Below are 19,190 nucleotides of genomic sequence, written 5' to 3' on the forward strand. Positions count from 1 at the left end.
TGTCCTGTTGGTCCTTCCCGGTAGCCCTTATAATAAACCGTTTAGGCTAGGCACTTATTGGGTTAAATGAGCAGCTGGATGAACGACACAATCGACATGGGCGATAGTCTCGATTTAGGCGAGTTGCGATCGCAGCTCTTTGATATCTATCAGCAGCAATCCGCCCTACGCACAAGCATTGTCCAACTTAGCTCCCTATTCTACGGACCCACACCTATCGCCAGCATCACTGCGTCCCTGAACCAACTGGGCAACGGTGCCAAACAACAATTTACCCCCGGCCAGATCAAAACCCAGATCAAGGGTCTAATTAACGATCAGCTACTGGTATACGGTGCCGGCAATCTTCCCCAATGCAATCCGTTGCTCGTAGAACTGGTGACGCGCAACATCGTGACATTAGACCTGTTTGAGCCCATGCTCCAGGCAGTTAAAAGCGTCATTCATCCCCGCCACACAGCATCAGGTCGCATTAATCGCATACGCCACATCTGTCGATCTAAAGACGAGCTTTACCGAGAGGCCCGCTTCGCCCTCTATAGCCAAGATTTTGACGGATTACCCCAGCTATTCATCGATTACAGCAACTATAACTACTACGCCAACCCCGTCACCTTTGAAGACTTTTTACTCGACATCACCAACAACCCCTTCGACATAGATTGGCTACGCACGCTTCCCCCCGAAAACTACAGCGCCGTTCTACGCATTCAACTACTAGAAGCCACCGCTTTACTCGAGCCCGCCGATGAGCTAGTCGAACTATTAGAAGAACAAAACAACCAGTCGAAGGAACTCAATATCTTACTCGTCGAACAGTACCTACTACGCAACCGCCTCACTGAAGCCGAGGCCATGCTGGATCAGGCTGTCGACGAAAAATCTCAAATATATGCAACCGCCTTGCGAGGTGCCCTTGCACTGCTGCAAGGAGATTTAAAGCTATCCCTTGACTATTACAAAACAGCCACCAAAATTGCCCGCAAACAAGTGAATAAAAAGGCCGTTATCGGCGGCATCGCTGGCCTTTTTTACATGTTAGGGTTGCTGAAATCTAAAACGCCTCAGCACCTAAAAGACGCCATTAACCTCAGTACCCCCTTAATGCAAACATCCGGGTATTTGAGCAATGCGTTTCAGCTATTACATGAAATGGCGGCCCTGCATCAGGGAAAGCTAGCGGCTCGCCAAAGACTGATGGAACTAATTGAGTGCTACGGCGACGATGACGAAGACAGCTTTGGCATGTTTTTCAGCATGCTCTGTCTCTACTGGCTAGATATAGACGAAGCCAGGGCCACCATCCCCCGCCCCCTGGCAATATTTGCAGAAATGGCCCAGGAGGCCGGACTTACCTGGTTTGCCACAGAGTCGGCTGAAATCTTAGGTCGTCTGGTGCCCGACAGTGACTATGCCCAATGGACCGAGCAACGGACGCCAGCCTCCATCGTCGATACCTTAGAGCCTCAGAGCACCTGGGAAATCAGCCTCAAAGCCTTAACCAATGTGGCGGGTCCAACCCAAAATGCAGCTACCAAGAGCGAGCGACGCCTAGCCTGGTTTTTAACCATGTATACCAAGCATTGGTTACTCCAACCCAAAGAACAAAAACTCAGCGCCAAAGGCACCTGGACCAAGGGACGGGTGGTTGCCTTAGGTCGTCTAGCTAAAAATCCAGAAGAATTTGATTACCTAACAGCCCAAGATATTCAAGCTTGCAACCATATTAAATACGACTACTATTCTGGCACCCAGTACACCCTCAGTCGTAATGCCATCAAGGCATTGGTGGGGCACCCCCTAGTGTTTTGGGAAGAGTCTCCCACCGTGCGGGTGGAAATTATGTCTGCCACCCCAGAACTGGTCGTAGAACAAAATACTGACGACAGTCTTACCCTACGGCTAGAACCGGCCGTTAACCCAGGGGATGAGATCTCTTTGGTCAAGGAAACGCCCACCCGGATCAAGGTCTTAGAAGTCAACACGGAGCACCAACGAATAGCGGAGATTCTAGGCCGGCACAATCAGCTCACCGTACCGGCAGCAGGCCAAGAAAAGGTTTTAGCCGCGATTCAATCAGTGGCAAGCTTAGTGACCATTCACTCCGACATTGGCGGCGGTGAGCTCGAAGATGTGGAAACCTTAGAAGCCGATGCAAAGCCCCATATTCACCTTTTGCCAGCGGGAGATGGACTCAAGATCTCGATGCTCACCCGTCCATTCCCTGAATCTGGAGCCTACTATCCACCGGGAACTGGTCGGAAAACAGTGATTGCAGAAATTAATGGCCAACGTTCCCAGGCAACCCGTGATTTAGCCCTAGAAAAACGGTTAGCCCAGGATGTACAACAGGCCTGTTCTGCCCTGGGACATGGAGAAGAAGCAGGTGGTGAGTGGATTTTAGACGAACCTGAAAGCTGTCTCGAACTCCTATTGCAGCTGGAAGCCGTTGAAGAAGACATCATTTTAGAGTGGCCCGAAGGGGAAAAACTCAAAATACGCAACAAAGCAGGCATTGACGGCTGGCGACTGCAAATTAAACAGGAACAAGACTGGTTCTCTGTCAGCGGCGAGTTAGAACTCGACGACGGTAGCGTGATGGACATGCAGGCACTACTGTCGCTGCTAGACCAAACGTCTAGTCGATTTGTCCCCATTGGCGACGGTCAGTTTTTAGCCCTGACCCAGGCTTTTCGTCAACGTCTCGATGAATTTCGCACATACTCAGAACGCCATGGCAAAGGGGCTAGGTTTCATCCCCTGGCAGCCTTAGCCCTAGAAGAAACCCTGGACGAAGTAGGCCAGCTGAAAGCTGACAAAACCTGGAAGGCGCATGTTAAAAGGCTCAAAGAGTCCAAGCATGTTGCCCCCGAAGTCCCCTCCACCCTGCAAGCGGAACTGCGGGACTATCAGCAAGACGGATTTCGCTGGTTAGCCCAGTTAGCCCATTGGGGCGTTGGGGCGTGTCTTGCCGATGATATGGGTTTGGGTAAAACCCTCCAGGCCCTAGCCATAATTTTGATGCGCGCTCCCAACGGCCCAACCCTTGTCGTTGCCCCCACCAGTGTAGGTGCCAACTGGATTAGTGAAGCGCAGCGGTTTGCGCCCACCCTCAATGTGATGCAGTTTGGCACTGGCGATCGCCAGGCAATTGTCGATCAGCTAAGCGGGTTCGACCTGCTGGTTTGCAGCTATGGCCTGTTACAGCAGCCAGAGGTGGCAGACCTGTTGGCCGAAGTAGACTGGGAAACCATTGTCTTGGATGAGGCCCAAGCGATTAAAAATAGTGCAACGAAACGATCCCAAGCGGCCATGCAGCTCAACGCCGGGTTCAAAATCATTACCACCGGCACCCCCATCGAAAATCATTTGGGAGAACTATGGAATTTATTTAGGTTTATCAATCCTGGATTGCTTGGGTCCCTAGATAAATTTAACCAGCGCTTTGCTATCCCCATTGAGCGCCATCAAGACAAACAGGCGCGACTCCATCTGAAGAAATTGATTCAGCCGTTTATGCTGCGGCGGACTAAAACCCAGGTGTTGGATGAGTTGCCTTCACGAACCGAAATTACGCTACATGTGGAACTCAGTGGGGAGGAAAAGGCGCTGTACGAGGCCCTGAGAAGGGATGCGATCGCAAAACTGACCAACACCAAGGCCAAACCAGGCACGAAACATTTACAAGTGCTGGCCGAAATCACTCGTCTGCGGCGGATGTGCTGCAACCCGCAGCTAGTGGTACCAGAAATGCCCCCCAGCAGCGCCAAGCTACAGCTATTTGGCGATGTCCTAGAAGAGCTACTCAGCAACCACCACAAGGCTTTAGTCTTCAGCCAATTTGTCGATCATCTCAGCATTTTGCGCAAGTACCTAGAGGATAGAAACATCCACTATCAATATTTAGATGGCAGCACCCCCGCCAAACAACGGAAAAAACGGGTAGACGCATTCCAAGCCGGAGAGGGCAATGTATTTCTCATTAGTCTAAAAGCAGGCGGCACGGGCCTGAACCTAACCGCCGCCGACTATGTCATGCACATGGACCCTTGGTGGAACCCAGCCGTTGAAGATCAGGCCTCTGATCGAGCCCATCGCATCGGCCAAACCCGTCCAGTGACCATCTATCGCCTGGTCACCAAAGGCACCATTGAAGAAAAAATTGTTGAGCTTCACAACAAAAAGCGAGACCTGGCAGACAGCCTACTGGAAGGGTCTGACATCAGCGGCAAACTCTCAACCGACGAATTACTGAACCTCATGAGTGAAGCTTAATAACGCTTCGTCAACATTACTATCTAACGCCCGAAAGCACATAGATTCCCAGCGTAAGTTCAAATTGCATGGGTTCATCGCTTTCAGCAAATTGTGAAGGCGCCCCTCTGTCTCAAATTATTGCGCTGCGAATCGTTCAGCCAGTGGCATTGTTACACTCTCCTGGCTCTAGATCGGCCAAGCCCCATGTACGGATAGCCATTCGGTAAACTGTGACACCCGAAAAAGCTCCACACGGTAACAGCGTTCTCAATCATCCTGCAGCGGTCTTTGAAGACTTATAGGTAAATATCAATGCGGACAGCTAATGAACTGATATAGTTTCTTACCGAATAGTTACCTTTGTCGGAAAACTACATAAACAGCCGTTAGACACTACCCTTGTGTTTCCTGCTAACATCACGTCCAGACAGCCTGTTTCCTACCCGCGATTCCAAGGAACATGAAATCACTCCTTCGTCAACTCACCACACTGTCGGCTGTGGCTGCCACCTTCGGAGCGGCTATTACGTTACCATCGAGCGCGTCAGCAGCTCAGTTCAATCAACAATCCATTGACAGCAACCGGGTCGTAGCGGTGGCAGAGCCCATCAACAATGGTCGGTTTTTCAAACTGCTAATTATTGAACAGGTCAGTTCAGCCAGACGCTGTTGGCAAGAGCAACCCGGCACCCCCACAACCATTAATCCCCTGCTGCTGAACTTTGATTTCACCGGCATTTGCGGCCGCAGTTCTGATAGCAATGGCTACTCTGTGCGCATTGGTGGCGAAGACTTGGGCTCGCGGTATCGTCTTCAAATCGAAAACCGGGGCGATAGTTTAGTCCTGGTCGCAGCACCTAGCCCCCTACAGCGAGGGCTACCCAAACTAGAATTAGGTCGCTCCCAGGGCATTGCCAACGACTTTGTCAAAATTGAGCTAAACGCTGGATGGAGCATGGCCCGTCGGGTCTACAATGGCCAAACCTTAGGCCACACCTATCTGACGAATAATCAATCCTTGGATGCGGTGCTGGCCTCAGTGGGTGCCACCCGCCCCGACCCACCCACATCAAGGCCCACACCCACACGACCGTCCCCCCTTCCCCTACCCACGCCACCCAGCAATCGCCCCCAGCTGCCGCCCCCCACCATTGGCACCCCTGGCAACAATAGAAATATCGACTATCAGGTGGTTGTGCCCGGTAGTTCCGCCATTTTGAGATCGCGCGTAAACGCCGTTGAACCTGGTGCCTTTCGCACCACGGCCAATGGCCAAACCGTGATTCAGGCGGGTCGATTTCGGGAACAGTCCCGGGCCAACGAACTCCGCCAAAGACTTGTCCAAGCGGGTCTTTCAGCCCAAATTTTAGAGACAGGCCGAGTCAGTGCCCCACCTCGAACAGCGCCCCCCGCAGGCGACATCATTTATCAGGTGATCGTCCCCGGCAGTTCGTCTTTATTGCGAGCTCGGGTCAATCGAATAGAATCCGGCGCTTTTCGCACCACAGTCAACGGTCAAACCGTGATTCAGGCGGGCCGATTTCGGGAACAGGTGCGGGCCAATAACCTCCGCCAGCGATTGCAGGCCGATGGTCTCGACGCACAAATTTTACAAACCACGGCCGCAGCTCAGCCCCCTGCAACGCCATCCCCCGGTACCTTACCCCGCCCCGCCCAACGCGGCGAAGTCCTAGTCATGATTGATCCGGGCCACGGCGGACGCGATCCAGGGGCGGTCGGCAATGGCCTCCAAGAGAAAGAAATTAACCTGTTTATTTCTCGCCGGGTTAAGCGCACCTTAGAACAGCGTGGCTACCGCGTCGCCATGACCCGGAACAGCGATGTGGAAATCGATTTACAGCCCCGTGTCAACATCGCTGAGCGGGCCAATGCCACTGTATTTGTCAGCATCCACTCCAATGCCATCAGCCTCAGCCGTCCCGAAGTCAATGGGCTCGAAACCTACTATTTCTCCTCTGGACGAAGTTTGGCTAGGTCTATCCACAACAGCGTATTGCGCAGCTCCGATTTGCGCGATCGCGGTGTGCGTCAGGCCCGCTTCTATGTGTTGCGCAATACATCGATGCCCGCGGTCTTAGTAGAAACCGGCTTTATCACAGGTCGCGAAGACTCCGCCAGATTTCGCAGCAACGCAGCCCGCGAACAAATTGCAGATGCCATTGCCCAAGGCGTTATCGACTATCTCCGATAGCCGCGCCCCCTAAGCCCCAGTGACGGATGTCAACGGTCGCCTTAGAACATGGGACTGTAGTTATAATTCACACACGTTTGGTCCACCCACACGGAGCCACTTTCTTCACAGGTGGCCTGATCCTTATGGGACGGTAGGGTGATCGGGTAAGGCGATTGATCTTGCTCACTAAGAGAAGTCACCAACCCATCTAACGGATACTCAGAACGAAATTTGAGTAACCCGGCCACACAGCCCGCCCCCAGGATGGCCACCAGCATGCAAAGAACAGGCACCAACTTAGATTGACGACGTGCTTTTTGAGCCTGAATCTGTCGCTCGTTTCTAAGACTTAACGACAAGCCCAAAGGCCCTAGATTAGTCTGCCAAAGCTGTATTTGCCGAGTTCCGCCCTGTTCCAACGCATTCTGCATCACCATGGCAGTATGCAAAGCTTCAACCTGCTCTATCGTAAAGCTCTTGCGATATTCTGCCGGCAGACGATTGAGTACTTTATTGGCCAAGTCATAGGGCAGCTTCCCCGAGGATTTGCTTTGACTCCGAGATAAAACCATAGGACTCTAATGTGGGCGGCTAGCGTACTCAAAATGGCTGGACGGTTCGATGGCATAACCACACATCGCACCTCAGTAGCCAGCAATATACTCTGCCAATATTTATACTTATTCTTCCTAGGTAATCCCCTCCTGAAAACCACGGAAGTCAACATCAGGATTCGGTAAACCCTAGGCAATCGTTAATTGGACAGGTTGCGAACCGTAGCGTAAATCATGCTGACGCGCCAACCAAGCCCGCTGCACCCACGAAAGCTGGCCCACCCAAGGCAAAACGTTTTGGGCCACCGTTAATTTCCAAGGAGAAGACCGAATCACCTTCAGCCCATGGGCTTCTCGTAATTGCAGTGCTTGAGAGCGCACCACCTCCGGCATTCGTTCCGCTTGAATCGTTGACAGAGCCGCATCCAGAGCCGCTGGATCGGATTGCACAGCAGGTACCACGTGATTGGTCGCCACAATGGCATCCCGCAGGGCCAGGTTAATCCCTTGCGCCCTCACCGGTGACATCGGGTGGGCGGCATCCCCCAGTAATATCAGCCCTGGGAGCCACCATTGCCCACAGCGACCCACCACCACATTTAGCCGCACCGGCTCACCCACGTTTTCCCGCTGCGACAGCACATGGTCAGCCAGCCAATCCGGGGCAGACTGGGCCGCAACCTCCAACCAATCTGCACCGCCTAATTGCCCCAAGCCCCCCTTAGGCAAAATCAAACCATACTGTAGCTGCCCATCCCACGAGGTGTAGCAACTGGCCGGATGCTGGCCAGGTTTTGCCATGAGATAAAACTGACAGGCATGGCGCAAACGCTCTGGCGGTGGCAGCTTAAACCACAGCACATCGTACTGGTCGGGCTGGAGATCAATAGCTAATCCCGCTTTCCGCCGCACGGTGGACCCTCGACCGTCACAGCCAATCACCAAATCAGCCCGAATTTCCGAGACTTGGTGACCGCTTTTGACCTGCACACCCACAACCCGCTGGTCTTGCCAAAGTAAATCTTGCACCTGGCAGCCTTGTTTAAATTCAAAGCCACCATAGGTCTCAGCCTTAGCTACCAGCCCTTGCAAGAGAGCCGGCTGCGACACAATGCTCAAAGAGCTATCCCCTAAATCTGGCTCGGGAATAACAAAAACTTCCTTGCCCCCTAGATGAATATTCCACGACTCTAGACGGCGGTGGGGAATGGCCGTGACCAGGGAAGACAAGCCCATTTGGTTGAGGGCGTCCATCCCAGCAGGCATCAGACCTTCCCCCCGAAACACTCGTCCAAAGGAGGTTTCCTGCTCCACCAGAGTTACCCGCACACCAGCGCGCGCCAGCAGAAAGGCCATACTAGCCCCGGCGGGACCAGCCCCAACAATGATCACACCCATAAAAAACTTGAGAAAGGAAGCTAGAAGACGCTATGCGTTGGAACTAGATGCTGCTAGCTGCGCGCCACTGTCGATAGGGACGTCTGCCCTTACGGCACGAAACATGCCAAATCGACACAGACCTGCACCGAAAGCCAATCGCATTAGCAGCAGGGTGGGCACTTCCCGCAAGGATTTGATCAAACCGGAAAACCCAAAACGAAACAGCCCCTTAGGCCGAGCCACACCTTGCCAAATGGAATCTAGCCAAGAAGGCAGTGTTTCTTGGGTCCAATCTGTTGTCAGCACATCGCCCTGGACAAACCCAGTTGCTTCTAAGTTTTCTGCAAAGCCTTCAATACTGGCAAAAGCAGGGTGAGCCCACTGGTCTAGAAGCTGCCGCATCACCGGCTTTTCCCAAAAATTGAGCGCCACTTGACGGTCATCACGTTGGTTCCAGTCAGCCAACACCAACAAACCACCAGGTTTCAAAACCCGCATTAACTCACGGGCAAAAACTGCTTTGTCTGGCATATGGGGCCCTGCTTCCACTGACCACACCACATCAAAGCTGGCATCAGGAAATGAGAGAGCCATGGCATCGTCCACCTTAAATTGGGCGGTTATCCCATCAGGTGTCAGCTGTTGGGCTCGCTTCACCTGTTGAGGACTAATGGTGACTCCGGTGACATCAAATCGGTAATCCCTAGCTAAGATCCGACTGCTACCACCAATGCCACACCCCACATCTAAAAGGGTGGTGCCAGGTGATAGACGATCCAAACCGCCCCACTTCACCATTTCATGGACAAAGTCTGCCTTTGCCTTGAGAAAATCCTTAGAGCGCGGAGGGGTTCCATAGTGCCCTAAATGAATATGCTCACCCCAGTAAAACTCTAAGATGCCATCGTCAGTCCACTGGTCGTAAGAAGTGGCAACTGAATCTGAGGACTGATAACGACGAGCAGTCAACAAATAGGCGGCCACTCCAAGTGCTGACAGGATCAACAGCAGCTTGAGCAAAAACAAAACGTTCATGAATGAAAGCGGAGATGTAGATAGCTATAGCGCCATTGGCTCACCTGCCCCAAGACAAAGGATTAAAGCTTAAATGGCGATACATTCCTTTACATTCTAACAAAGTGATTACATCTGCCCGGGGTTCCGGTGAAGCTAGGTCCACAAAAAACTACCACTGCTGATTCTCTCGAGTATCTTTGACTGCCGCCATAAAGCAAATCACAGTGGCCGGAATGCTCAACGCTAAAACGATACCCGTGGGCAACGTCCCTAAATCTGGGTCACCCGATGTCAGTTCAAACACAGAACCAACACCGGCGATGGCAGCAATGCAAGTAACTGCTAGAAATAAACCGCTTTTAGGGGTCACAGTATTCTCCTGATAATGAAAAATGAATGGTTGATATTCCTGTGCGGTAGCACGTACGGGAATTAAATTGCGCTAGGGAAACCAAGGGCCATGCCTTGACTATTACCTAGGCAACCTTCTTAACATCAGTAGCAGAAAATCCGCCTTTTTGCAGTTCCTGGGCAAGGGCGATCGCATTGTCTACTCGATCGACAAACATCACACCGTTGAGGTGATCCATTTCGTGTTGAATGACGCGGGCGAGTAAATCATCGGCCTTTAATTTTTGAGGCCGACCATTTTCGTCCTTATAGCTAACTTCAATTGCCGCCGGACGAATCACATCCAAAAATACGCCTGGAATACTCAGGCATCCTTCTTGACCGCAGGCAACGTCCTTACTGTTGCGAATAATTTTAGGGTTGATTAATACCAAGGGCTGATTGGCAGCTTCTTCAGGATCTGTATCCACCACTAAAATTTGCTTATGAACGCCTACTTGGGGCGCGGCTAAACCAATGCCATCTTCGCTGTACATGGTTTGCAGCATCTTGTGGGCCAGTTCGCGAACGCCGTCATCCACCTTGGCAATACGCTTAGTAGGCTTACGCAGCACCCGATCTCCTAAATAGTGCAGCTCTAGGGGCGGCTTTTTTAACTTTTCTTTGCTTACTGAAATACCCACGGTTAAATTGATTAGGCTGATGAATCTATATGCCTATCCTAGCAATTCGGGCATCATCTCGCGTATGTCCATAAAGGTATACGTTTGTGGACATGACAAACGGTAGGCAATGAGTTAATCAGTCTGCTTGTGTTTTCTGCATTGTTTTTGTTCTTCGCTCAACCTGACAACCGGTATGGGTAAGTTTTTTACCAAAGCTAGTTATTTATTGCGGGAAACGCTTCTGGGTCTGCAGCGCGGTGGTTGGATGAACTGGGCCGCGGTGAGCACCATTATGGTGCTGCTGTTTCTATTTGGCGTTAGCCTCCAGGCCACATGGCAAGTGGAGAGCCTACTCAACCAGTTTGGTAGCCAACTGGAAATTGCTGTCTATCTAGACAGTGGTGTCGCGGCCGAAAGCTTAAGCGATCGCATTCGTAATTTGCCCGAGGTGGCAGAGGTCGTGACTGTCTCAAAAGAAGATGCTTGGACCACCCTAAGTGAAGAACTTGGCATCACCGATATTGAGGGCGCCACCGAACAACTCAAGGGCAACCCCCTGGTGGACGAAATCAAGGTCAAGGTGAAAGCCTCGGACTCGGTCCCCGCCGTAGCCACTCAGTTAGAAAATCTGGCCGGTGTCGATGAGGTGCTTTACATTACAGAGGCCGTGCAACGGCTAACGGAGCTAAATCAGGGGCTGCAGTATGTCAGCATGGGAGTCCTTGCCATTTTGAGTTTGACTGCGATCGCAGTAATTACCACCACGATTCGTCTGATTGTGATGGCCCGACGACGAGAAATCGAAGTCATGCAGCTAGTCGGTGCCACCTCAATATGGATATACATGCCCTTCATTCTCCAAGGCATTACCTTCGGGCTGATGGGGGCCTTCATCGCCTGGGCATTACTGGTGGGCACCCATCAATCACTACAAAGACTATCGGCCCAGCAACCCGAATTTCTACAATTCTTAGCCGTGGGCCTAGAATTCACCCCAAAACAACTACTGCTGCTACCAACATCATTATTTGCGCTGGGCAGCTTAGTGGGTCTACTCGGCAGCTTAGTAGCCGTCCGTAAGTTTGCCGCCATGCGCCCATAAAACATCTCAATAGGGCTACTAAGCAATTGCCTCCTTTTGCAGCAGCGAATTGAGAAGACGCAACGAGCCGCCGCATTTGTAGCTTGGCGCACATAGTTCAATGCATAGATGATCCCTGGAAGCTTTAGCTGACAACAGCTATGTGCGCAGCCAACTGCTGAATGCATCCAGCAGTTGGCTATAAAAACGAAATTCACATAAAAAAAGCTCCTAGCCACAAAGGCTAAGAGCTTGTAAACGTTTCGAGTGAAAGCTGCTATTGAATCAACACTTAGTAGGCGAGACCCATACTTCTTGTAGTTTCAGCACCCAGATAGACACGAATACTTAAAAAGTCAGTTGGGCAAGCGGTCTCACAACGCTTACAGCCAACACAGTCTTCAGTACGAGGGGAAGAGGCTATCTGACCAGCCTTACAACCATCCCAAGGCACCATCTCAAGTACATCTGTCGGGCAAGCCCGAACACACTGAGTACAACCGATACAGGTATCGTAAATCTTGACCTTATGAGACATCGAAGGAATGCTCCAATACTTATTAAACGGTTTCAGCTATTAGCGGCTTGGCTTATGAACCTGATAAATAGATTGATATAGAAACTCCCCAAAAATTAACTTGAACAAGTCGCTGAGAATCTATTTACATTAGTCAAAACTAGCCAAAAGAGTTCTCCAATCAAGTTTTAGTCTATCAGCGCCGTTTTTTGGGAACGGAGCAACATCTAAAAAGTTTATGGATTGTAATAAACTTTTCCCTTAGTCCTGCAGCTATTTCTATCAACACTATTGAGGATCAGATGGAGAACCTCAGGGTGAGCAGATTCAGATCGAATCAGAAAGGTTTTTGACCGCAGCGACTCTAAAAGCAACTAAATGGAGCAGGGGGGTTTCCATAGTAGGGCGCACGCTTTCCTATAAGATGAAAAAATGTCTAAATCCAGCCGGACGATTTGCCATCTTGGAATGTTCCAAGTCTGGACTTAGCATGTGTTTTTTGCTGCCGCTGAAAAGGAAATTTGGAGATTATGGCTGACGACATTTTGGGAAAGGTTCAAGGGATTGTATCTGAGCAACTCGGTGTAGATGTTGCCGAAGTGAAGCCCGAAGCAAGTTTTGCAAATGACCTAGGTGCCGACTCCCTAGATACTGTGGAGCTAGTCATGGCTCTTGAAGAAGAGTTTGACATTGAAATTCCAGATGAGGCAGCTGAGTCCATTGGGACAGTTCAAGCAGCAGTTGACTTTATCAAAGCAAAATCGGCAGCCTAAGCCTTTTTGTGTTGTTTGAAAATCTGTTTTTTAATGCCTTGGGACCGTTCCCCTTGTGTCGATGACAATGACAAGTACTGACAAGAAACGCGTTGTGGTTACTGGGATGGGAGCGATTACTCCCATCGGCAATACCTTGGATGCTTATTGGCAAGGGTTGCTGGCTGGCAAAAGCGGCATTGGCCCGATCACATTTTTTGATGCATCAAAGCATAAGTGCCGTATTGCTGGTGAGGTTAAAGGATTTGACCCACTGGAGTATATGGATGCAAAAGATGCGAAACGGACTGACCGGTTTGCCCAATTTGCAATCTCAGCTAGTAAACAAGCTTTAGCTGATGCCCAGCTTACTATTACCGATCTTAATGCGGAGCAAGTAGGCGTCATGATCGGCACCGGCGTCGGCGGCCTCAAGGTGATGGAAGAACAACAATCTATTTACCTGAATAAGGGACCCAATCGCTGTAGCCCATTCATGGTCCCCATGATGATTGCCAACATGGCAGCTGGCTTAACTGCGATTCATACGGGTGCTCAAGGGCCTAATTCTTGTGCCGTCACCGCCTGTGCCGCAGGCTCGAATGCCATCGGCGATGCTTTTCGCATTGTCCAAAATGGCTACGCCCAGGCCATGATCTGTGGTGGCACAGAAGCCGCTATCACGCCATTGTCTTTTGCCGGGTTTGCCTCAGCAAGGGCGCTATCCACCCGTAACGACGACCCAGATCATGCCAGCCGTCCCTTTGACAAAGACCGAGATGGTTTTGTTATGGGTGAAGGGGCAGGTGTCCTAATTCTAGAAGAGTTAGAACATGCCCTCAGCCGCGGCGCTCGCATCTACGGCGAAATGGTTGGCTATGGTATGACCTGTGACGCTCACCACATGACAGCCCCCGTTCCCGGTGGCGCAGGTGCGGCCCGCTCAATGTCGTTGGCATTGAAAGATGCGGGTATATCTCCATCGGAAGTCAGCTATGTGAATGCCCACGGCACCAGCACCCCCGCCAACGACCCCACCGAAACAGCCGCCATTAAAACAGCGCTGGGCGATCATGCGAAAAACGTTGCCATCAGTTCAACAAAATCGATGACGGGTCACCTTTTGGGGGGTTCTGGGGGCATTGAAGGTGTGGCCACCTGCATGGCTGTTGCCAATGACCATATTCCTCCAACGATCAATCTGCAAGCACCCGATGACGAATGTGATTTAGATTACGTCCCCAATCAAAGCCGTGCTCAAACGGTAGAGATTGCGATGTCTAACTCCTTTGGATTTGGTGGTCATAACGTCACCCTAGTTTTTCGTAAGTACCGTAGCTAGCGATACAGCTTGATAGGTATAATGACCTAACGGAAAACATTAAGTAAAACGAAAAGTTTGCCCCCAATGTGGGCGGCTTATCGTTGGGTTGTTCGTAATACAAATGACCCTTAGGGCCACGGTATAGGCTTAGACCAAAGCTTTCCTTTGACCAGATTGGATGATAGCAGCATGCTTTTGCTGTTATCAATCCTCGCTAATTCTGGCAGGTAAGTGGCTATTGCCTGGGTCAAACTGTTGTCTGTGGCATTGTTCACCACAGAGCTATGGGGTTTCGTAGGATTTTCCTGCCACCCTATAGATGCTTAGAGCACATGTCTGTCCGCACATATCCCCCATTCGGGGGTTACAAGGACACTGGTTTTGGCTACTTAAAAGATGCCACCACCATCAGCAAAGGTGCATTCCTCTGCTTTGTTTATCCCCGGACTGTACCGTCGTTAACTACTTGGAAGACTATGGCTGTCGCAACCCAATCTCTTGAAACCCAGTGCATAAATGCCATTCGATTCTTGGCTATTGATGCTGTAGAAAAAGCTAAATCTGGCCACCCTGGCCTACCCATGGGTGCAGCGCCAATGGCGTTTGTGCTTTGGGATCAATTTATGCGCTTCAATCCCAAAAATCCTCAGTGGTTCAACCGAGATCGCTTTGTTTTGTCTGCGGGTCATGGTTGCATGCTGCAGTATGCATTGCTGCATCTAACAGGTTACGACAGTGTAAAGCTGGAAGATATTAAGAACTTCCGTCAGTGGGGTGCGACAACCCCTGGCCACCCGGAAAACTTTGAGACTCCTGGTGTTGAGGTGACCACTGGCCCCCTAGGTCAAGGCATCTGTAACGGTGTGGGCCTAGCGATGGCAGAAGCCCACATGGCAGCTCGCTTCAATAAGCCTGACTGCACTTTAGTGGACCATTACACCTATGTAATTTTGGGTGATGGTTGCAACATGGAAGGTGTTTCTGGTGAAGCTTGTTCCTTAGCCGGTCACTTGGGCCTAGGCAAGCTGATCGCCCTTTACGATGACAACCATATTTCCATTGATGGTTCCACTGATATTTCTTTCACTGAAGATGTGAGCAAGCGCTTCGAGGCCTATGGCTGGCATGTGCTCCATGTGGAAGATGGCAACACCGATTTGGATGCGATCGCAAAAGCGATTGAAGAAGCCAAGAAGGTAACCGACAAACCCACCATGATCAAGGTGACCACCACCATTGGTTATGGTTCTCCCAACATGGCCGACACCTCTGGTGTGCACGGTGCAGCTTTAGGCGATACCGAAATTGACCTCACCCGTAAGAACTTGGGTTGGGAGCACGCACCTTTTGAAATCCCTAACGATGTATTGGGTCGTTTCCGTCAGGCCGTAGACAAGGGTGCAAGCGCTGAAGCTGAGTGGAATCAGGCACTAGCCACATATCGCACCAAGTACGCGGCTGAAGCGGCTGAATTCGAGCGGATGCTCAGTGGTAAGCTACCGGCCAACTGGGCAGATGCACTGCCTACCTACACCCCTGGCGATAAAGCCATTGCCACCCGTAAGACATCTGAGGCCACACTCAATGCCTTAGCACCTGCAGTACCTGAACTTGTCGGTGGTTCAGCGGACTTGGCTAAGTCCAACAACACCTTAATGAAGATCTCCGGCGACTTCCAAAAGGGTGCTTACGAAAACCGTAACTTACGTTTCGGCGTACGCGAGCATGGCATGGGCGCTATCTGTAACGGAATTGCGCTGCACACCTCCGGATTAATCCCCTACTGTGCAACGTTCCTAGTCTTCGCCGACTATATGCGGGCGGCAATTCGTTTGTCAGCGCTGGCTGAAGCGGGTGTTATCTATGTCATGACCCATGACTCTATTGCCTTGGGTGAAGATGGCCCCACCCACCAGCCGGTGGAAACCATTGCTTCTTTACGGGCAATTCCTAACCTCTATGTGATTCGCCCAGCGGATGGCAACGAGACATCTGGTGCGTATAAGGTTGCGATCGCAAGCCGTAAGACACCCACTCTCATGGCCTTCTCCCGTCAGAACCTACCTCAGCTAGAAGGTAGCTCCATCGACAGTGTGGCTAAAGGTGCTTATGTCATTTCCGACGACGCTGGCGCCGACCTAATCCTCATCGGAACAGGTAGCGAAGTTTCTCTTTGCATAGAGGCTGCTAAGCAACTACGCTCCGAAGGAAAGAAAGTCCGCGTTGTTTCCATGCCCTGTTGGGAACTGTTTGAAGCTCAGGATGCCGCCTACAAGGAGTCTGTTCTACCTAAGACAGTGACCAAGCGTCTGGTGGTAGAAGCCGGCATCGAAATGGGTTGGGGTAAATACTACGGTGCCGAAGGAAGCATGATCAGCGTTGATAGCTTTGGTGCATCTGCCCCTGGTGGTCGCATCATGCAAGAGTTTGGCTACACCGTTGAGAATGTAGTGGCTCAAGCAAACGCTCTCTAAGCCCAATTTAGGTGCAGGAGGCTCAAAAAGCCTTCTGCACTAGTGGTCCGTCAAAGCCCAAGGATTATTAGCAAACCAAGCAAAAGCCCCTGGATGAACACATCATCCAGGGGCTTTTGTAATTTCAACGTAAATAAGTTGAAGTACTGCTGAAAAGAGTTACTCAGAGGTTTCGCCAGATGTCGTCGGGGCTTCTAAACCAGAAGGGATTGTATCCGCCGCAGGCGCAGGCGCAACGTCTTCCACTGGAAAAGCATCAACAGGCAGCTCTGCCGTAGCATCACCTAACCAACCAGCGCTCAAAATTACCGTAATACCCATAAACAGGATAGTGAGCAGCCAAGTAGCACGATTTAAAGCTGTCTCAGCACTCTTAGTACTGGTAAACATCTGGGCTTGGCCACCCAAAGCTCCGAGACCATCGCCCTTGGGGCTATGGAACAGTACAAGAATAATCAAACCGATGGACGACACTAGCCATACCACCTGCAAAACCGTTACTACCATTACAACTTTTTCAGCTCGACTATTTCTTTTACATTAATGAATGCCAGAGCGCCTAACAAAATCACTTGTGAGCGCCGACATCCCACCATCCTACCTTAGGAAAGGATGTCGTGGCGCAGCACATCGCCAACACTTTCCGGCAAGGAAAGAGCAAGACCTGCCCGCCCACTATAGAGATACCTTAACCGGCGTCCGATTGCGTTTCACATCAACTCGTGCAGGCTGGATCATCGATTTACCCGTCATTTCACTGGGTTGAGGTAGCTGCAAAATATCCAAAATAGTCGGCGCAATATCAGCTAAACAGCCATCGGAACGCAACTCTACCTCACCACCACGTCCCGGAATCTTTAAACGCTCCCCTTCGACCAGAATAAAGGGCACCGGATTGGTGGTGTGGGCTGTCCAAGGATTCCCCTCTTCATCCCACATGTACTCGGCATTACCATGATCCGCAATGATAATTGTGGTACCACCGGCCTGACCGACCGCATCCAAAAGACGACCGATCTGCACGTCTACAGATTCTAAGGCTTGAATCGTAGCGTCCATATTGCCTGTATGGCCTACCATATCTGGGTTGGCGTAGTTAATCACCACAAGCCCATACTTTTTCCTATTAACTGCAGTAATTGCTGTATCGGTTACAGCCTTTGCAGACATAGCGGGCGCCTTGTCATAGGTCGCAACTTGAGGGCTAGACACAAGCTCACGATCTTCCCCATCAAAGGGATTCTCACGACCACCATTAAAGAAATAGGTAACATGGGCATATTTCTCAGTTTCGGCAGTGCGAAACTGCTTAAGACCATGGTCCGCAACCACCTCCCCTAATATATTGCTGAGATTTTGGGGTTCAAATGCAATCTTTACAGGTAGTGATGAGTCGTACTGCGTCATTGTCACAAAGTGCAACGGGGCCACAGAGGTGGTCTCAAAACCATCAAACCCTGAGTCCATAAATGCTTGACTAAGTTGACGAGCCCGATCGGGACGGAAGTTGAAAAACACAACTCCATCGTTTGCTTCAACCGCCCCAGGGGCAAGACGTACGGGATCAATAAATTCATCCGTTGTACCGGCATCATAGGCGGCTTGAATAGCATCAAGCGCCGTCAAGCCAGACCCGTCATCAGCACTGGTCATCACCCGATAGACCTTTTCAACCCGATCCCAACGGCGATCTCGGTCCATGGCGTAGTAGCGACCGCTCAACGTCACAATACGACCAAGCCCAATTTGCTCTACGTGAGCTTGAACTTTACGAATAGCGGATTTAGCGGCTGTTGGCTGAGTGTCTCGACCGTCGGTAATCGCATGGATACATACATCCTGAAGGTCTTGGGCCTTAGCCATATCGAGTAAGCCCAGCAGATGGTTGAGATGTGAATGCACCCCACCTTCAGAACACAGACCAATTAGATGTAATTTGCCACCGTTGTAGCGAACCTTCTGACAAACATCTAATAAAGCTGGATTCTCTTGAATGGAACCATCGTCAACTGCATCAGAAATACGGACGAGTTCCTGAGGCACAATGCGACCGGCACCAATATTCAAATGGCCAACTTCGGAATTACCCATTTGCCCATCAGGCAAACCAACATGCCGTCCCGATGTCTGAATTAGGGTGTGAGGATAGGCCGTCCAAAGACTATCGATAACAGGGGTCCTTGCATTATTGATTGCATTCCCATTGTCCTCATCGCGATACCCCCACCCATCTAGGATGACCAGCACCATTGGAGAAACAGACTCCTCTGCCATATTTACAATTCCTTTTTGCGATTGTGAACGACTTGCCTAACGTTTTACCTAGCGCGATCATATCACCCGCGCTTTCCTGATTATTAAGGTTTTCTTAATACCACTTCTACTATGATGACGGTATTTTAAGAAACTGGATTTACTTACTTCCCAGAAAACTGGGAGTTACTGCCTTTACCTTTACGAGGGCTACAACTAACCAAGCCCTCACCTCTTACCTTTACTAATTCAACCAATCTGAATGGCTAAGGTAACAAAACTAATCCTAAAAAATTAGCGTTTATATTAACTAATTTAGTCATTGACCAAATTTTTGTTATCTATCTAATAATAGATGAGCATTTTACTTA

The 19,190-nt window shown here is 50.6% G+C and carries 13 protein-coding genes and 1 pseudogene; 6 read left to right on the forward strand and 8 right to left on the reverse strand.

Annotated features, from left to right (window positions below; genetic code table 11):
- The first annotated feature begins 78 nt into the window (after positions 1-78).
- Both IXB28_RS08660 and IXB28_RS08665 read left to right on the forward strand, forming a co-directional pair.
- Positions 79-4,275: a DEAD/DEAH box helicase gene (locus IXB28_RS08660; RefSeq protein ID WP_246559708.1), complete on the forward strand. Its 4,197-nt coding sequence runs from the start codon at positions 79-81 to the stop codon at positions 4,273-4,275.
- A 442-nt stretch (positions 4,276-4,717) separates the two neighbouring features.
- The gene (locus tag IXB28_RS08665) at positions 4,718-6,469 is read left to right on the forward strand and encodes a DUF3747 domain-containing protein (RefSeq protein WP_215618180.1); all 1,752 of its coding nucleotides are present in this window, start codon (positions 4,718-4,720) and stop codon (positions 6,467-6,469) included.
- A 41-nt stretch (positions 6,470-6,510) separates the two neighbouring features.
- Here IXB28_RS08665 and IXB28_RS08670 read toward each other — a convergent pair whose 3' ends face one another.
- The 5 genes from IXB28_RS08670 to def all read right to left on the reverse strand — a co-directional run bounded on the left by IXB28_RS08670 (position 6,511) and on the right by def (position 10,436).
- A complete protein-coding gene (locus IXB28_RS08670; RefSeq protein WP_215618181.1) occupies positions 6,511-7,023 on the reverse strand; it encodes a hypothetical protein in 513 nt (170 codons plus the stop codon).
- A gap of 171 nt (positions 7,024-7,194) precedes the next feature.
- Positions 7,195-8,403: an FAD-dependent oxidoreductase gene (locus tag IXB28_RS08675; protein WP_215618182.1), complete on the reverse strand. Its 1,209-nt coding sequence runs from the start codon at positions 8,401-8,403 to the stop codon at positions 7,195-7,197.
- A 30-nt stretch (positions 8,404-8,433) separates the two neighbouring features.
- Positions 8,434-9,420, reverse strand: coding sequence for a methyltransferase domain-containing protein (locus tag IXB28_RS08680; protein ID WP_215618183.1), 987 nt, complete (start codon positions 9,418-9,420; stop codon positions 8,434-8,436).
- Between the two features lie 151 nt (positions 9,421-9,571).
- Positions 9,572-9,772, reverse strand: a complete 201-nt coding sequence (locus tag IXB28_RS08685; RefSeq protein ID WP_215618184.1) for a hypothetical protein — start codon at positions 9,770-9,772, stop codon at positions 9,572-9,574.
- 106 nt (positions 9,773-9,878) lie between these two features.
- Positions 9,879-10,436, reverse strand: coding sequence for a peptide deformylase (def, locus tag IXB28_RS08690; protein WP_326520990.1), 558 nt, complete (start codon positions 10,434-10,436; stop codon positions 9,879-9,881).
- Positions 10,437-10,611: 175 nt separating this feature from the next.
- Between def and IXB28_RS08695 the strand changes: the two genes are divergently transcribed.
- Positions 10,612-11,520 (forward strand): cell division protein FtsX, encoded by a 909-nt coding sequence (locus IXB28_RS08695; protein WP_215618185.1) that lies wholly within the window; start codon positions 10,612-10,614, stop codon positions 11,518-11,520.
- 271 nt (positions 11,521-11,791) lie between these two features.
- Here IXB28_RS08695 and psaC read toward each other — a convergent pair whose 3' ends face one another.
- Positions 11,792-12,037, reverse strand: coding sequence for a photosystem I iron-sulfur center protein PsaC (gene psaC / locus IXB28_RS08700; RefSeq protein WP_215618186.1), 246 nt, complete (start codon positions 12,035-12,037; stop codon positions 11,792-11,794).
- A 509-nt stretch (positions 12,038-12,546) separates the two neighbouring features.
- Here psaC and acpP point away from each other — a divergent pair.
- From acpP to tkt, 3 genes are all read left to right on the forward strand, one after another.
- Positions 12,547-12,789, forward strand: a complete 243-nt coding sequence (gene acpP, locus IXB28_RS08705) for an acyl carrier protein (protein ID WP_215618187.1) — start codon at positions 12,547-12,549, stop codon at positions 12,787-12,789.
- Between the two features lie 67 nt (positions 12,790-12,856).
- Positions 12,857-14,110, forward strand: a complete 1,254-nt coding sequence (gene fabF / locus IXB28_RS08710) for a beta-ketoacyl-ACP synthase II (protein WP_215618293.1) — start codon at positions 12,857-12,859, stop codon at positions 14,108-14,110.
- A gap of 458 nt (positions 14,111-14,568) precedes the next feature.
- A complete protein-coding gene (gene tkt / locus IXB28_RS08715; RefSeq protein WP_215618188.1) occupies positions 14,569-16,566 on the forward strand; it encodes a transketolase in 1,998 nt (665 codons plus the stop codon).
- A gap of 285 nt (positions 16,567-16,851) precedes the next feature.
- Here tkt and secG read toward each other — a convergent pair.
- A pseudogene (gene secG / locus IXB28_RS17045) lies at positions 16,852-17,073 on the reverse strand (preprotein translocase subunit SecG); the annotation flags it as partial.
- 168 nt (positions 17,074-17,241) lie between these two features.
- Entirely contained in the window at positions 17,242-18,840 is a 1,599-nt protein-coding gene (gene gpmI / locus IXB28_RS08725; protein WP_215618190.1) for a 2,3-bisphosphoglycerate-independent phosphoglycerate mutase, read from the reverse strand.
- Positions 18,841-19,190 lie beyond the last annotated feature (350 nt).

Origin of the sequence: Leptothoe kymatousa TAU-MAC 1615 (assembly GCF_018739865.1) — a bacterium.
In the GTDB taxonomy this organism is placed as follows: Bacteria; Cyanobacteriota; Cyanobacteriia; order Phormidesmidales; family Phormidesmidaceae; genus Leptothoe; species Leptothoe kymatousa.

Coding starts and splice junctions, on each gene's coding strand:
- IXB28_RS08660 (WP_246559708.1), top strand. CDS start 79: ATGAACGACACAATCGACATGGGCGATAGTCTCGATTTAGGCGAGTTG.
- IXB28_RS08665 (WP_215618180.1), top strand. CDS start 4,718: ATGAAATCACTCCTTCGTCAACTCACCACACTGTCGGCTGTGGCTGCC.
- IXB28_RS08670 (WP_215618181.1), bottom strand. CDS start 7,023: ATGGTTTTATCTCGGAGTCAAAGCAAATCCTCGGGGAAGCTGCCCTAT.
- IXB28_RS08675 (WP_215618182.1), bottom strand. CDS start 8,403: ATGGGTGTGATCATTGTTGGGGCTGGTCCCGCCGGGGCTAGTATGGCC.
- IXB28_RS08680 (WP_215618183.1), bottom strand. CDS start 9,420: ATGAACGTTTTGTTTTTGCTCAAGCTGCTGTTGATCCTGTCAGCACTT.
- IXB28_RS08695 (WP_215618185.1), top strand. CDS start 10,612: ATGGGTAAGTTTTTTACCAAAGCTAGTTATTTATTGCGGGAAACGCTT.
- psaC (WP_215618186.1), bottom strand. CDS start 12,037: ATGTCTCATAAGGTCAAGATTTACGATACCTGTATCGGTTGTACTCAG.
- acpP (WP_215618187.1), top strand. CDS start 12,547: ATGGCTGACGACATTTTGGGAAAGGTTCAAGGGATTGTATCTGAGCAA.
- fabF (WP_215618293.1), top strand. CDS start 12,857: ATGACAAGTACTGACAAGAAACGCGTTGTGGTTACTGGGATGGGAGCG.
- tkt (WP_215618188.1), top strand. CDS start 14,569: ATGGCTGTCGCAACCCAATCTCTTGAAACCCAGTGCATAAATGCCATT.
- gpmI (WP_215618190.1), bottom strand. CDS start 18,840: ATGGCAGAGGAGTCTGTTTCTCCAATGGTGCTGGTCATCCTAGATGGG.